Source organism: Pseudomonas sp. LB3P93, assembly GCF_054898025.1.
In genome coordinates this window covers 205,276-220,070 of record NZ_CM142713.1, presented here as the reverse complement: position 1 = coordinate 220,070, position 14,795 = coordinate 205,276, and the positions used below count along the sequence as shown (strand labels likewise).

At 56.6% G+C, this 14,795-nt stretch carries 14 protein-coding genes and 1 pseudogene; 6 read left to right on the top strand and 9 right to left on the bottom strand.

Annotation, left to right across the window (positions count from 1 at the left end; genetic code table 11):
- Window positions 1–73: 73 nt before the first annotated feature.
- From ACYZT8_RS00965 to ACYZT8_RS00955, 3 genes are all read right to left on the bottom strand, one after another.
- Complete coding sequence (locus tag ACYZT8_RS00965) at window positions 74–1,300, bottom strand: 3-hydroxyacyl-CoA dehydrogenase (protein WP_461978500.1); 1,227 nt, start codon at window positions 1,298–1,300, stop codon at window positions 74–76.
- A 236-nt stretch (window positions 1,301–1,536) separates the two neighbouring features.
- On the bottom strand, window positions 1,537–3,471 hold the full coding sequence (locus ACYZT8_RS00960; RefSeq protein ID WP_461978498.1) for a RecQ family ATP-dependent DNA helicase: 1,935 nt from the start codon (window positions 3,469–3,471) through the stop codon (window positions 1,537–1,539).
- Window positions 3,472–3,725: 254 nt separating this feature from the next.
- Window positions 3,726–4,229, bottom strand: coding sequence for a polysaccharide deacetylase (locus tag ACYZT8_RS00955; protein ID WP_461978496.1), 504 nt, complete (start codon window positions 4,227–4,229; stop codon window positions 3,726–3,728).
- A gap of 271 nt (window positions 4,230–4,500) precedes the next feature.
- Here ACYZT8_RS00955 and ACYZT8_RS00950 point away from each other — a divergent pair, with 271 nt between their 5' ends.
- The 3 genes from ACYZT8_RS00950 to ACYZT8_RS00940 all read left to right on the top strand — a co-directional run bounded on the left by ACYZT8_RS00950 (window position 4,501) and on the right by ACYZT8_RS00940 (window position 6,649).
- Window positions 4,501–4,764: a hypothetical protein gene (locus tag ACYZT8_RS00950; protein ID WP_461978494.1), complete on the top strand. Its 264-nt coding sequence runs from the start codon at window positions 4,501–4,503 to the stop codon at window positions 4,762–4,764.
- Between the two features lie 88 nt (window positions 4,765–4,852).
- Complete coding sequence (locus ACYZT8_RS00945; RefSeq protein WP_461978492.1) at window positions 4,853–5,980, top strand: hypothetical protein; 1,128 nt, start codon at window positions 4,853–4,855, stop codon at window positions 5,978–5,980.
- 369 nt (window positions 5,981–6,349) lie between these two features.
- The gene (locus ACYZT8_RS00940) at window positions 6,350–6,649 is read left to right on the top strand and encodes a hypothetical protein (RefSeq protein ID WP_461978490.1); all 300 of its coding nucleotides are present in this window, start codon (window positions 6,350–6,352) and stop codon (window positions 6,647–6,649) included.
- 100 nt (window positions 6,650–6,749) lie between these two features.
- Here the strand turns inward: ACYZT8_RS00940 and ACYZT8_RS00935 are convergent, their stop codons facing one another.
- The 3 genes from ACYZT8_RS00935 to ACYZT8_RS00925 are packed head-to-tail and all read right to left on the bottom strand — an operon-like array spanning window position 6,750 to window position 8,940.
- Window positions 6,750–7,421: a PP2C family protein-serine/threonine phosphatase gene (locus ACYZT8_RS00935; RefSeq protein WP_461978488.1), complete on the bottom strand. Its 672-nt coding sequence runs from the start codon at window positions 7,419–7,421 to the stop codon at window positions 6,750–6,752.
- Window positions 7,418–8,119, bottom strand: coding sequence for a nucleotidyl transferase AbiEii/AbiGii toxin family protein (locus ACYZT8_RS00930; RefSeq protein WP_461978486.1), 702 nt, complete (start codon window positions 8,117–8,119; stop codon window positions 7,418–7,420). The genes ACYZT8_RS00935 and ACYZT8_RS00930 overlap by 4 nt, the downstream gene beginning before the upstream one ends.
- Window positions 8,116–8,940 carry a MarR family transcriptional regulator gene (locus tag ACYZT8_RS00925; RefSeq protein WP_461982337.1) on the bottom strand — a complete coding sequence of 275 codons (825 nt, stop codon included), beginning with the start codon at window positions 8,938–8,940 and terminating at the stop codon, window positions 8,116–8,118. The genes ACYZT8_RS00930 and ACYZT8_RS00925 overlap by 4 nt, the downstream gene beginning before the upstream one ends.
- Before the next feature lie 158 nt (window positions 8,941–9,098).
- Between ACYZT8_RS00925 and ACYZT8_RS00920 the strand changes: the two genes are divergently transcribed.
- Together ACYZT8_RS00920 and ACYZT8_RS00915 are read left to right on the top strand one after the other, a co-directional pair.
- Window positions 9,099–9,452: a DUF1493 family protein gene (locus ACYZT8_RS00920; RefSeq protein WP_461978484.1), complete on the top strand. Its 354-nt coding sequence runs from the start codon at window positions 9,099–9,101 to the stop codon at window positions 9,450–9,452.
- A gap of 43 nt (window positions 9,453–9,495) precedes the next feature.
- A complete protein-coding gene (locus tag ACYZT8_RS00915) occupies window positions 9,496–10,350 on the top strand; it encodes an EamA family transporter (RefSeq protein ID WP_461982335.1) in 855 nt (284 codons plus the stop codon).
- Window positions 10,351–10,393: 43 nt separating this feature from the next.
- Here the strand turns inward: ACYZT8_RS00915 and ACYZT8_RS00910 are convergent, their stop codons facing one another.
- The 3 genes from ACYZT8_RS00910 to hslO all read right to left on the bottom strand — a co-directional run bounded on the left by ACYZT8_RS00910 (window position 10,394) and on the right by hslO (window position 14,469).
- Complete coding sequence (locus ACYZT8_RS00910) at window positions 10,394–11,725, bottom strand: IS4 family transposase (RefSeq protein WP_461974571.1); 1,332 nt, start codon at window positions 11,723–11,725, stop codon at window positions 10,394–10,396.
- A gap of 120 nt (window positions 11,726–11,845) precedes the next feature.
- Window positions 11,846–13,387 carry a phosphoenolpyruvate carboxykinase gene (locus ACYZT8_RS00905; protein ID WP_461978482.1) on the bottom strand — a complete coding sequence of 514 codons (1,542 nt, stop codon included), beginning with the start codon at window positions 13,385–13,387 and terminating at the stop codon, window positions 11,846–11,848.
- A gap of 179 nt (window positions 13,388–13,566) precedes the next feature.
- The gene (hslO, locus tag ACYZT8_RS00900; protein WP_461956634.1) at window positions 13,567–14,469 is read right to left on the bottom strand and encodes an Hsp33 family molecular chaperone HslO; all 903 of its coding nucleotides are present in this window, start codon (window positions 14,467–14,469) and stop codon (window positions 13,567–13,569) included.
- A 100-nt stretch (window positions 14,470–14,569) separates the two neighbouring features.
- Here hslO and ACYZT8_RS00895 point away from each other — a divergent pair.
- Window positions 14,570–14,790: pseudogene (locus ACYZT8_RS00895) on the top strand (phosphatase PAP2 family protein); the annotation flags it as partial.
- Window positions 14,791–14,795: the final 5 nt, after the last annotated feature.

Genomic DNA, 14,795 nt, shown 5'->3' with positions numbered 1-14,795 from the left:
AGAGCGTCCATGGAGGCGTTCCCACGCAGACGGTTCGACGCCTCGACGTGGGGACGATCAGTAGCAGTGGAGTCTACCGATCTGCGAACCCTTTACCCACCGCCTCCAACTCGCCAATCAATCGCGCCGGTTTCCAGTGATCACCCTGCCGGGTCTCTAGCGCCATCAAACGCTGATGAATATCCGCCAGCCCTTGCTGATCCGCCCACGCCATCGGCCCGCCCTTGTCCGCCGGGAAACCATAACCGTTGAGGTACACCAGATCGATGTCGTGCGCCGACCCCGCGATACCTTCCTGAAGGATCTTCGCCCCTTCATTGACCAGCGCCAGCAGACAGCGCTCGAGAATCTCCTCGGGGCTTATCTCGCGACGCTGAAACCCAAGCCCTTCGCTGACCTGCAGCACCAGCGCATCGACTTCCGGATCGTGTTCAGCCTGTCGACTGCCCGGTTCGTAGTGGTAATAGCCGTTGCCACTCTTCTGACCAAAACGCCCCAATTCGCACAGACGATTATCTACCTGCACCTCGGGCGCATCCTGCCCTGTGCCAGCCAATTCTCTAGCCCGCCATCCCAGGTCGACGCCAACCACGTCGTACATGCGGAACGGCCCCATGGCAAAACCGAATCCTTGTAGTGCGGCATCCACCTGATAGGGATAAGCACCCTCCAGCAACATTTTGCGCGCTTCCAGCACATAGGTATTGAGCATGCGGTTGCCGATGAAACCATCGCAGTTGCCGGCCACCACGCTGACCTTGCTCATGCGCTCGCCCAACTCCAGCGCAGCATCGAGCACTGCCGGAGAGGTTTGCGCACCGCGGACGATTTCCAGCAGTTTCATGATGTGGGCCGGACTGAAGAAGTGCAGGCCCAGGACCTGAACCGGACGGCGAGTCGCCGCGGCGATGGCATCGATATCCAGCGCTGAAGTGTTGCTCGCCAGAATGGCTTCGGGTTTGAGCCGCCCGTCCAGTTCGCGGAAAATCTTTTGCTTGAGTTCCAGGTTTTCGTAAACCGCTTCGATCACCAGATCAACATCGCGGATCGCCGCATAATCAGACGCCGCCGTGACGCGTGCGATACGCGCATCCGCCTCGGCCTGATCGATCCGGCCCTGTCGCACATTGTGCGCGTAGGTGTCCGCCACGGTGGCCAGCGCCTGTTCCAGCATTTGCGGATTGTTATCGACCCACTGCACCGGAACGCCGGCATTGGCCAGGCACATGACAATGCCACGGCCCATGGTGCCCGCGCCGATGACGGCGGCGCGCTGAATGTTGAACGGTGTCTGGCTCATGGTTGTTCTCTTGTTGGCGATCCAAAGACAGCCCTCACCATAGTCAGCCGCTGGGCATTTTTGAAATTTATTCCTGTGATGAGCAACATTCAGCGGATGGATTTGATGCCGATTCTCAGCAAACACCGACTAACCCTGTGGGAGCGAGCTTGCTCGCGATGGGGCCATCACATTCCACATTGATGTTGACTGTAACGCCGCCATCGCGAGCAAGCTCGCTCCCACAGGGGACAGTTTCAGCCCGCCAGATGTTGTTCCGCCCACCCGCGCACGTCGGCGTACGGATAATTTTCCAGCGCAGCAAACCCCGGAATCGAACGCGCCTTCAGCTTGGTAAACAGCGGCACGCTGATCCCGCACAAAAACCGGGTCACCCGCTCAGCCGACGGGACATTGCCGGTGTGCTGTTCATGCCTGTGGATAAAATCACCGCACAGCGCTTCGAAGTTTTTATCCACAAGCGCCGGTAATTCCGGCGGTGTTGGCAGCCGCGCCACCTGTCCATGACACACCGAACAATGCCCGCACTGACGCGGCGCATTTTCGTCACCGAAGTACTCGGCCAGGCGATAACCCAGGCAATGATCAGTGGCGAACAGATCCAGCATGGCGTGAATCCGCGCGATCTCGGTGCGTTCATGCTGGGTGAAATAAGCGTGCAGTTCTGTGCTCAGTGCCTGACTGTCGACATTCGTTTGCAGCAAGCTGTAAACCTCAGTCATCTGCTTGCTTTCCAGCTCGACCCAGCCTTTTTCCTGGAAATAATCCAGCGCCTTGACCACCCGATTACGCTCGGCTTGATGCTGCTCATACAGCGCGTCGAAATTCACCGTGGCCCAGGTCCGCGCACGGCTGGAGGTCTTGATGATTGCCGCGACAAAGTCTTTGCGCTCGCCCTCGAATCGGGCCAGCAAGGCTTCCGGTTCTTGCAAATACTTGAAGCGGTATTCGGCGTAATAGGCGTAACGCGGGGCAATCAGACCCCGCAGTTCGAGTTGCACCAGCAAGGTCTTGAGCGGCAATTGGCGAATGTTGCTCTGGTCCGCCAAGGGCCCCAATAGAAACTCCCACTGCCCCTCGGGCGCGGCAGCTTGCAACTCGTCGAGCACGCAGCGAATGCCATCCAGCTCAGGCGTGTCGCCGTAGACGAAGTTTTCCAGCACGTTGAGGCTGTCGCGGTTGGCCAATACCAAACAATCCGACGGCTGCCCGTCACGCCCGGCACGGCCGATTTCCTGGCTGTAGTTTTCGATGGATTTTGGCAGGTCGAAATGCACCACGTTGCGGATGTCGCTTTTATCAATGCCCATGCCGAAGGCGATGGTCGCGACGATGCAATTGGACTGCCCGCCCATGAAACGTTTTTGAATGGCTTCGCGTTGTTCGTGGGGTAAACCGGCGTGATAGGCCTCAGCCTGAATGCCATTGCGACCCAAGTGTTCGGCGATGTGCTCCGCGGTTTTTTGCAGGGTGACGTAGACGATGCTCGGTTGGCCCGGGCGTTCGCTCATCCATTCGACCAAACGTCGGCGCTTGTCCTGACCGCGTACCGGCTCGACCAGCAGATTCAGGTTCGGCCTGTAGAAACCTGTCGTCACTACATCTTCCGGGGCGATGGCGAATTTGGCCTCCATGTCCGCGATCACTTTGGGCGTCGCGGTGGCCGTCAGCAGCAACGCCTGCGGAATGTTGAACTGGCGTTGATAGTCGGGAAGCTTGAGGTAGTCGGGGCGGAAGTTGTGGCCCCACTCCGAGATGCAGTGCGCCTCGTCCACCACCAACAACGAGATCGGCACCTGCTGCAAGAAATTGCGGAAACGCTCGTTCTTCAGGCGCTCCACAGAAATCATCAAAATCTTCAGCTCGCCGGACTTGGCCCGCGCCATCACATCGCTTGCGTCGTCACGGCTCTGGGCCGAATCGATACTGCCCGCCGCAATGCCGTGGCGTTGCAGGAAGGCCAACTGATCCTGCATCAATGCCAGCAGCGGCGAGACCACCAGCGTCAGGTGCGGCAGCAACAAGGCCGGTAATTGATAGCAAAGGGACTTGCCTGAGCCTGTGGGAAAAATCGCCGCCGCCGAGCGCCCAGCCAACACCGCGCTGACCGCCGCCTCCTGGCCGGGCCGAAACTGTGGATAACCGAAAACCTGTTCCAGGGTGTTGTGCATAAGCTGTCACTCCGTTGACCGCTGCGAAGCCCAAAGCCTAGCCGGCAAACGCAGCGAGTCGAGAAAAGGTCGGGGACCAAAACGATACGGGATGATACAGCGGATGCAACGGGGACGCGGTCAGGCTTGAGGAATTGGACGGCGGACAGATTGCTTCGCGAGCAGGCTCACTCCTACAGGGAATGCATTTCAAATTGTGGGAGCGGGCTTGCTCGCGAAGAGGCCGGCAAAGTCACCACAAACATTGGATAAGCTCAGGGCACCAACACCGCCACGCGCAACTGCTCATTCAACGCCTGCTCATGAAATGTTCGGCTCTTGCTCGCCCAAACCGCATGAGCCGGGCTGATTTCGCCCGTGAACGCGGCCGCCAGCTGACGCAAATCGGCGACGCTTCGCACGCGGGGGCAGAAGGGTTCGCCGTCGCAGTTCTGACTGGCGCTGCGGTAGGTGGCCAGCAACCGATCCCACAGCCCGTCACGCACTTGCCTGACCGACTTGAGCTTCACATCCTGCACGCCCAGTCGCTGTTTCAGACTTTGTTCGTCGAGCATTTCGCTGGCCAGCAGTGCCTTGCCGAACATCAACACCTCGGCGCGGGACGCGGTGTCCACGTTCGCCTGGCTGGTCAGGGCATCCGGCCAACCGGTGCGATCCATATTGGCAAGGACCGTCGAGTTGCTCGCGTCAGCCGCGCCCGTCAAACGACAAACACCCGCCCACAACAACAAAATCGAGGCCATACGTAGCCATTGCATACCTAATTCCCTTTAAGCGTTGGACAGACGTTTTCGAAACGTCCTACAGATTCTGGCGCGCACCATACAGAGGATTGATGCGCTGCGCCTGACAAACACGTAGGAAACTCGACCTCTAGGGGTATTGCTGAAAAAAGCCTCGGGGTACACGTAGGCAAAAGACCACAACGCCAGTAAATCCCCTACAAAACCCGTCCATTTACGCGGTATTGCGACGCCTGAACGCACGCCTCTATAGTTTGCCGCGCCGTTGAACACAGGGACTGACCTCATGCAAGACCGCTATCGCCCGCTCAAAACCAGCTACAGCGAAACGCCCGTGCTGGTCATCGATACCACCGCCAGCACCGGCGCCGTCCTCGACGCCGCTCACCAACGCCTGCGCGCCGCCAGCGACCTGCTCGAAACTCTTTATTGCCTGTGCTTCAAACAGGCTGACGTGAAAGACATTCCCCATATAGTGAATGCACTTTATTTACTAACGCAGGATGGCTGTGAACTCCTGGAAGTTGCCAGACAAAGAATAACTACTTAAAAACACAAACATAGAAACAACTAACTCCTTCAACTCGCAAACAACAAATATTAGTCTGCAAGCTCTTAAACCAATCAAGAGCACTACAATGACTACATTAACCATTTTCTTTTGCGGCACCGGCTCGACCAAGTTTGACGACACTCATGAAAACTTTTGGGACGGTGAACTGGTCTCCACGCTTGCCTCTCACCACACCGGCCGCGAGTTCGCCGAATGGATCGTGGTCGACGGTCCCGGCAGCGGTAACCTGCAAGCCGACGACCTCTTTACCAAGTCCAAGGACTACGGCCTCAGTGGCTCACTGTTCGGCAAAGGCTGGGCGGAGAACGTTCAACACGCGATCAACATCATCAAAGGCAAATGCGACTGGCAGCGCGAGCAACTGACCGAAGCGGAATATAACCGCCTGAAAGCTGCCGGTATTCCAATCGAAGACGTAAAAGCTGAGGGCTCGTGGTTTTGGCGTAAATACAACTATGGCGACCGCAGCGTGACGCAACAAAAATTACAGGAACAAATCATCAAGACGTTCCGCAAAGACGGCATTATCCCCACCCACGTCAATCTGGTGGGTTGGAGCCGCGGCGGCGTAAGTTGTCACATGCTGGCCAATGCCATGCTCAAGGACAATCAACTTAAAAATATCCCGGTGAATATCTTTGCCCTTGATCCAGTGCCGGGCACCGGCAACTTTCAGGACGACAAAGTCAAACTCGGGGCCAACGTCAAAGAGTATGTAGCTTTCTATGCCCGGGACGAGCGCTCGAAAGGCTTCAGCTGCGTCATCCCGCAAACCGCCACAGGCACCAAAACCCACATCTACCCCATGGCCGGCCGCCACGCCACCATGGCGGGCAACGCGTCCCCTACTGGCACCAACGGCCCGAAAACCCTGGCCGAGCCAGGCCGGATCGTCCGCCACCTCGCCGAAGTCTGCCTCAAGCGTTGGGGGGTGCAGCTGAACAAACCGTTGAACCTGACCCAGGCCGATCTGGAAAACCTCAGCAACGCCGTGGCCCGCGACGAAGCGAAGTACAAGCTGATGCACAAATACTCCTACACCTACTTCACCGAACTGGATCAAGGCGAACGCTACGTTTCGCTGGGCAGTAAAGGAGTCAGCTTCTCGGCGGTGAAAGGTACGATCTATGCGCCGGCGACCGGGTTGAGCACTAGCTTGCTGGATGTTGTTGCGTATCAGCATATTCGTTGATGGCGGAAAAACCCGAGAAATCGCGTCGCGGAAAATTCCTATAGAAACGGCCTAGCGAAGGTTCGGCCGGTTCCTACAAGCGGGGACTCTTTGTCGTCTATCGCTGCCTGGTGGCTCGTATCTATAGTCGTGACTGTCGCTGCTAATTCAGCGGCTCGGGCTTGGTCACCCGAATAGCTCATATCTATACGTCCGTTGTATGCTGCCGTCACTTCAAGTGCCTGCACGCTATATGGTGGCTGTGTTTGGGACGCCCTCGGGCGTGCCGGGATGTGAGCCTCATCGGTTGACCAACCCGAACACAGTCCGCCTCCCATCGCTTGGTCACGGTGGTAGCGGTTCTTCCTGATGCATTTGAGGCTAAAACCAATGAAGAAATGGAACCCATCTACAAACAATCGCTACCTCCCACTACAAACCAACCTCACCGATTCCCCACCCCTGATCATCGACACAGAGGCCAACCCCCAGGACATCCTCGAAGCCGCCCTCCAGCGCATCCGGGCATCCAGTGACCTCCTCAAAACCCTGCACTGCGTTTGCTTCAAACACGGCGACGTCGAAGACATCCCGCACATCACCCACGCGCTCTTCCTCTTAGCCCAGGACGGCTGCGACCTGCTCCAAGTCGCCCAACAACGCATGATGGACTGGAAAGCACCTGCCTGACGCCGCTGAGTACCAGAAGGCAAGCCGAACCCCAATAGGTGCCGGCTTGTCAGCGATGAACGCTTCGCGAAATTTCGTCCTTATTGCGATCCCCGCACATTTACAGATGAACGTCGATCCAGGTCACGTCATCGTCCACGTCAGTGATAGCTATCTCAGGAGAACTTAAGGCCTCCGCCTGATGCGACTCGCTCATGTCCGCCCAGAAGCCATCAGTAGCGAAAACCAGCCGCTCTCCTGCCTGCGCAGTTCGGAGCACAATCTCAGGTTCAGGCAATTTGCCAATCTTGTAGCTTCGAGTAATGCGGTGACGCGCTGGATCGCACGCCAGATCGCGGTGTGTTCGGTCACGCTTCCAATTAGCCAGGCAATGAGGCGTCGTTATCCACTCGACCCCCATCTGTGTATCAACCACCCCGCAACCGCAATCACCTTCGTAAGCAATCGTCAGCAAGCCGTTCGCAACAACCGCTACTAGATAGCTTGTTGACCCGCAGAGCTCGGAAAATAAAGGCGCATGCAGATCAGTGAGTAATGACCTAATCAACTGTGTAGCCAACTCATGATTCTCATCGCCGATACCCTGGCTAATTCTCGACTGATAAGCGTCCATTAATCTCTGAACAAACCCTTGGGCGAGTTGGCCACTACCTGGTTTCGACGTGCCATCGACGATGACGAACAAGCCTCTATCACCGTCAAACACTGCCCCAGCGCAATCACGATTATCTTCCCTTACCAGCCCTTTTACGGATCTAGTCGTGTAGATCATTCTAGTTGGCTCAACTCTTTCATACGTTGAAAAATGAGCTTGCCACGCTCCGGATTAGCTTTCACAGAGCTTGAGCTTTGAATCGCATAATCTATGTCTTTCAGCTTGATCAAGCCCGCTACTCCACTAGAGATGAACTGGATTAATTCAGCGTCAGCGCGCAAGACCTCCCCCAATAGTTCCGACCTACCGTCGATCAAAATGACAATATCCTCCACGTCCTTGTGATACGGATCTCCTCTGCCACGACCGCTGAAGGCTTCAAGTTTGGTGGCGAGAAAGTAGGGAGGCTCGAAGATCTTGATTACTGTCCCGCCGGGTAAAGCGAACGTCACCGCGTGAGCAAGCCCCTCAACAAACCAGCGATTGGCGTAGCCAAGCACTGCCGCATCCGACGGCATCACATCGACAATGATGTCGTTGAACCGAAATCGGCAATTGACCTCATCCTCTCCTGTGATCTTGAAGCCCTTTGCGGCAAGACGCTGAGTCAACTTCTCCCAAGCTGGAATACCCGCAAGTTCAATCACCAAGTCAACGTCATCGGTGAAGCGGATATCGTCGAGTACAGCTGCATCGGTGACTAACATCGCGGTGGTGCATCCACCGACAAAAGCCACCTCAGATAAAAACTCTTCCCCCAATCCCAACGCGACGAACTCAATCATCTCGTAGTTGTGGTCAGCATTCGTATTCATAAACCCATACCTGCTTTCAGCAAATTAATTGCCACGCCACTCTCCCTTGGCCCCCCAACCCTTACCGCATCAGCAAGCGCCAGATAGTGATAAAGCGTCCGATCCTTTTTCACTGCGTCAGGAACGGATTTGTATAGAGGCTCAACAGCTTGACCTCTCTCACTGCCGATCGGATCGGGCCAGACAGGAATCAGATCACCTGCACTTTTGAGATGTTTGGACAACGCTGGTGCAGCAAAGCCTGTAGGAATGCCACGGACAATCGCGCCCAGCTTCACAGGGAAAAAGTACTTGAGCGCATGCTCCGCAATACCCAGCAGCGCTCTACGATTGACCTTCGGCAGAGAGGTTTCAAAATCATTGGTCAGAAGCCCCGCCTCGCGGCAACGAGCAATCGAGTTTGATACTTCGCTCTTGCTGAGGCCTAGGGAGGATGAAAGGGCTCTTAGCGAATAACACTCAGCCCAACTGGTGATCGGTGTTTCTTGCTCAGGATCATCCCACCCTTCCCAACCTGCCAATGACTGCTTGCCCCATTCGGTCGTGTTCGAACCGAACAATCCCCAATCCGGGTATTGCTCCTGTCCAGTAGATGCTTCAGCAGTAGCAAGATCGGATTTTGGATCAGCGAAGGTGCCATGCCCCATTCCAGAAGCTTTCAGGGCAAAACCTGCGTTAGGTGCCGGCGAAATACCGATAATTGGCACCGTAGCCGCCCCCTCCATTTGGAAGCCCTCCTCTTGTGCATGGAGACTGGTCATCTTGAACAGAAGAAAAATATCTTGACTCTTCATGAACGCCTTAACTCCAAGTGTCCACATTCCATAAAACGTGGACACTTGTCGCATGCACAAACTTTCATTGTCAAGGCCTTTTAGATCTCACGACCTCTACATTGTCAAACCTCATTCGCATGTCGTAGCGCTCGACCCATGCAATCATCCATATCCCACCCTCAGGTATTCAGCAGATTCGCACCATGAACCTCGCCCCCAACTTCCCCGACGATCACACCATGCACCTGCTCATGCAGTTGCTGCACGAAGAGCTCGGCCTCCCCGAACGCAAAACCATCAGCCTCAATACGTCGATCAACTTCGACCTGAGCTGCAATGGCGCTGATGCGCGGAATTTGATGGAAGCGCTGGAAGAGCAATTCGAGATCGACCTCGTGGACTACGACGCCTATCGCTACTTCCAGCCGGAAGGCTACGATGTGTTCCTCAAACGCCGAGCCAAGGGACGCGCCGACAAACTGCCGCTGACCATCCAAATGCTCTACCAGGCCATCAAGGCCCAACGCTGGGACACTCAGACGCTGGAAAGCCTCTAACCTCCGCAGCGCACACCTATAAGGACATAGCGTGGACGTATTAATGGGTTTGCTCGCCGCCTTGCTTTGGGGCGGCACGGATTTTCTGGTGGGTTTGAACGCCCGCGCAGTCGGTGTTAAGCGCGCTGTCTATTTCGGTCAGGCGCTGGGCTTCAGCATCATGAGCTTGTTGCTGATCGCCTTTCCTGCCTTCATTCTCAAATCAATGTCGGCATCGCTCGATGTCTGGCTGATCGGCATGGTCGCCGCTGTGTTGACCGTGTCCGGAGCCCTGGCCTTGTCCAAGGCGTTCGCCCTCGGCAAGGCCTCTATCGTAGCGCCGTTGGTGACCTCTTACGGTGTGGTCACCACGTTACTGTCCTGGGCGGGCGGCGAGCAGATCAACCTGATCCAACTGCTGTGCATCGCGCTGTGCGTGATCGGGGTCGTCCTTTCCAGCATCCACTCTGACTCCAAACTTCCACACACCACTCAGGCCAGCAGTTCGATAGCCTATGCCCTGTTGGCGGCTGTTTTTTATGGCACCAGTTTCTGGCTGCAAGGCCACTTCGTTCTTCCGGTGCTGGGTCCGGTGACGATGCTTTGGCTGGCCTATCTGATTGGGCTGATCGTGCTGGTTGTCATGGTGCTGAAGATCAAGGATGGCTTGAAAATCCCGCCGCTGAAGAACTGCATGACGTTAACAGGCGCCAGCCTGATGAACCTCGGTGGGTTCTCTTCATTTGCCTGGGGCGCGGTGGCGGGATCGGTTTCCGTGGTGACGGTGATCAGCACGCTGTCCGGAGGAATTGCGGCGATTCTGGGATACGTGTTCTTCAAGGAGAAGCTGGCGAAAATACAGGTGCTTGGCGTGGTTTCGGTGTTGGTCGGAGCGTTCGTTTTGCACCTGAAAACCTGAACCGAACGCCCACAAAAAAGCCGCCCTCAAAGGGTAATGCTGTTCACTTAAGCGGAGCAGCCTTACGGTCCACTGGAAACCGGGTTTTTGAAATTTTCACTGTCCTTGGCCTCGAAGGCCTTGGGCGGTGATCCAGAAACAATCCCCCTATCCCTGCTCTCAACTCAGCCAAGCGTCTTCCTGTGGCTGAAATCGGATTAGCCGCCGCCATCACGATCAGTTGCACGGCGATGTACTGACAAACGGGTTTGAAACGGATGTCCGAGGGAGCCCGGCCAAACGTCACCGCCGCCTGACTGGCCTCTCGACGAATCACGTTGTAAGCCAGCAAAAGCCCCCACACTTCCTGATAGACCAGCTCGACTTTTTTACTGCGCAAGGTCATCGCGTTCTGTTGCATCGAACTCTTGATGTCCCTGAAGCCCAACTCGATTTCCCAACGCTCCTGGTAAAGTTTGGCAACGGCTTGAGTGTTGTAGATCTTGGCCGGCAACGACGTCATGACGGTCTTCACCTTGCCTTTAATTTCATAACTGACTTCGCGTACTTCCCAGTGCGTTGGAAGATCCGGGTTTCGCTTTCTGGCCTGCGGCGAGACTTTCATACGCACTAAACGGTCGTACTGGCTGTAACGGGCCACTTCCTCGCAGATCAGTCCTTTTTTTGCCGGGATCAACCAATGACGGTTGATGCCTGCTCCGCTCAGGCTCGACAGCAGCTCGGCACCCCAGAAACCTTTGTCGAACAGCGTCACCGAGTGGTCGGGGATCTGCTGCAAAAATTCGTCGGCCAAGCGCATTTCACTGCGTCGATAAGGGCTCAATTGAGCATCCATGATCACGTGCGAACGCACATTCATCAGGGCCACCAGGCGCAGCATCGGAAACGGCGTCTGGCGGTCGCTTGGAGTGTTTCCCGACCCGAAGTGATCTCGAAGCTCGGGCGTATCCGGAGTACGCAAAAGTGCACCGTCCACCGCGAATACCTGCAGATCATGCCAGGCATCGTCGTCATAGCGCTCCGCCCCCCATTGGGTCCCGGTCTTGCGGAATAACCACTCAACAGGATCGGCACCGAGTCGCTTGCGCGCCTCGGTTACACCACTGCGGGCCAATAAGTGGTCGGTGGCCAGGCCTTGAGCGCAGATGTTCAAACGTCTGGCCACCTCATGAACCGGCTCGTCACGAAACAACGCCATGCCGAGCACCAACCAGAGCACTTGGTCAGCGGGCAGGCGACGTCGGCGAATGGTCGCCTGACTGGAAAGATCCAGCGCAGACGCGACCCACTCGATGGGAATGTTTTGGGTGAAAGTACTCAGGTCACAGAAGTTGAAAAGGTCGCCGAGGTCGAGCAGATCTTGTTGAACAGACATAAAAAATCCGATGCCAGAAGTCTGGCATCGGATTTTCGGATAAGCCCGGCTTGGACTCAAATACTTAAGTGAACAGCATTACCCTCAAAGGGCGGCTTTTTCATTCGCTAAACCAAAGCCTTACAGCTTAGGCCCAGCAGCCTTGATCGCGTCGCTCACTTCAAACTTCTTGAAGTTCTCAACAAACAACCCGGCCAATGCCTTGGCAGCTTCATCATAAGCAGCCTTGTCAGCCCAGGTGTTACGCGGGTTCAACAGGCCAGTCTCAACGCCCGGCACAACCAACGGCACGTCCAGGTTGATGGTGTCGAGGTGCTCGGTTTCAGCACCGATCAACGCGCCGCTCTGGATCGCTGCAATCACGCCACGAGTGGTCGGGATATTGAAGCGTTTGCCGACGCCGTAGCCGCCGCCGGTCCAGCCGGTGTTGACCAGGTAAACCTTGGAGCCGAAGCCGCGGATGCGCTTGATCAGCAGTTCTGCGTATTCGCCAGCCGGACGCGGGAAGAACGGTGCGCCGAAGCAGGTGGAGAAGGTCGACTTGATGCCGCTGCCGGAACCCATTTCAGTCGAGCCCACCAGAGCGGTGTAGCCGGACAGGAAGTGGTAGGCCGCTTGTTCTTCGCTGAGGATCGAGACTGGCGGCAGTACGCCGGTCAGGTCGCAGGTCAGGAAGATCACAGCGTTTGGCTCGCCACCGAGGTTTTTCTCGGAACGCTTGGCAACGTGCTCCAGCGGGTAGGCGGCGCGGCTGTTCTGGGTCAGGCTGACATCAGCGTAGTCAGCGTGCTTGGCGTCATCGATAACGACGTTCTCCAGGACTGCGCCGTGCTTGATGGCTTTCCAGATGACTGGCTCGTTCTTCTCGGACAGGTCGATGCACTTGGCATAGCAACCGCCTTCGATGTTGAAGACCACGCCTTCGCCCCAGCCGTGCTCGTCGTCACCGATCAGGTAACGGCTTTCGTCGGCGGACAGGGTGGTTTTACCAGTGCCGGACAGACCGAAGAACAAGGTCACGTCGCCCGCTTCACCGATGTTGGCAGCGCAGTGCATTGGCAGCACGTCGGCGGCCGGCAGCAGGAAGTTTTGCACCGAGAACATGGCTTTTTTCATTTCACCGGCGTAGCGCATGCCGGCGATCAGCACTTTCTTCTGTGCGAAGTTAAGGATCACGCAACCATCGGAGTTGGTGCCGTCACGCTCTGGAACGCATTCGAAGTTGGCAACGTTGAGCACTTGCCACTCTTCACGGCCAGCCGGGTTGTACTGGGCCGGGTTGATGAACAGGCAACGACCGAACAGGTTCTGCCAGGCAGTCTGCGTGGTCATTTTCACGGCCAGGTAGTGATCGGCAGACGCACCTACATGAACGTGGGAAACGAAATGCTCTTGCGCGTTGTTGAAGGCCTCGACGCGGTCCCACAGGGCATCGAACTTGTCGGCCGGGAACTTGCGGTTGATCGGGCCCCAGGCAATGGCGGCCTGGGTGGAAGGCTCTTCAACGATGAAACGATCGACTGGAGAGCGGCCGGTACGGTGACCGGTGCGAACAACCAGCGCGCCAGTGTCGGCAAGCTCGCCTTCACCGCGATTCAGGGCTTCTTTGACCAGATCATCAACACTCAGATCGGTGTACACGGCGTTATTGGCTTGCGTCATGAGGTTCCCCGTCGGCCAGTGGCCGAGTGCTCCAAACGTTTTGTAGTAGAAAGTCGTGCACTACTACCGCGAAAAAAGTGGGCCGGATTATGCCAGAAAAGCCCAAAAATAGTAGGGCCCTCCCGTCAGAACGGCGTTATTCCGGCGCTGAGCAGTGAATTTACCTGCGCTGAACCGGTTTAGTGCCGGGTATCTGACGGCGTATCGACACCCGCGCCAGCGAACAATTGGCTGATATCGGCCGCATCAAACAGGTACCGCTGGTTGCAGAATTGGCAATCGATCTCGATGTTGCCGCCGTGCTCGATGACCAGCGCTTGCGCGTCTTCCATACCCAGACTGACCAGAGCATTGCCTGAACGTTCTCGCGAGCAACTGCAACGGAAACGCAGTTTCTGCACGTCGAACAGACGAACCTGCTCCTCGTGGTAGAGGCGATGGAGCACGGTTTCGTTGTCCAGACTCAGCAATTCGTCAGCGGTCAGCGTGCCGCCCAGCGCGGTGATGTGCTGCCAGCTGGCCGCGCGTTCTTCTTCGTCTTTCAAACGATCGGCAGGCAGTTGCTGCAGCAACAGGCCACGGGCGCGACGGCCATCGGCATACAGCCAGAAACGGGTGCCAACCTGCTGCGACATGACGAAGTAATTAGTGAAGCACTCCGACAGGGTTTCGCCATCCAGATCCACAATGCCTTGGTAACGCTGGCCTTGTGTCGGGTCGATGGTCAACGCCAGAACGCCGTTTGGCATCAGGTCGGCAAGCGTTGCGTCGGGGGCGATCCGGTCGGCTTCGTAACGGGCCAGGCCACGGATTTCGCGCTCGCTGGAGCACTCGATCATCAGCAGCGGAATCGGGCCGTCGGAACGGGCCTGAAGAATCAGCAAGCCATCGAACTTCAAAGTGCCGACCAGCAACGACGCAGCCGCCATCAGCTCGCCGAGCAATTGCGCGACCGGCTCCGGATACGGGTGTTTGGCGAGGACTTCGGCGTAACTCCGTTCCAACGAAACCAGCTCGCCGCGGGTGTCGCTGTCATCGAAGATGAAGCGTTGGGTGTAGTCGGTATCCGGTAGATCGGTCATAGGTCTGGGTTCTGAAGTAATGACAAATGGTTACAAAACGTGAAATTTGCGCCTGTGCAGCACTACTTGGTGCGCGATGTTCAGCCATGGGAGGCATTTTATGAACAATCCGGGTTTGTTCCAAGCAAGGTGGACCTGCGTCGGTTGGCTTTGTGCAATTTTGTGCCTCTGACGCTGCTGGCCTTCTGGTTATGGCCTACGGGTCAGATGCTGTGTTTGATTTTCGACGAGTGGTTATTTCAGTTGCTGAATGCGCCGCTGGGCAGTTACCCGATATGGCTACGCATCTGGGCGATTGCAAGTCTGCGCCCGTTCGATGCGGGGAG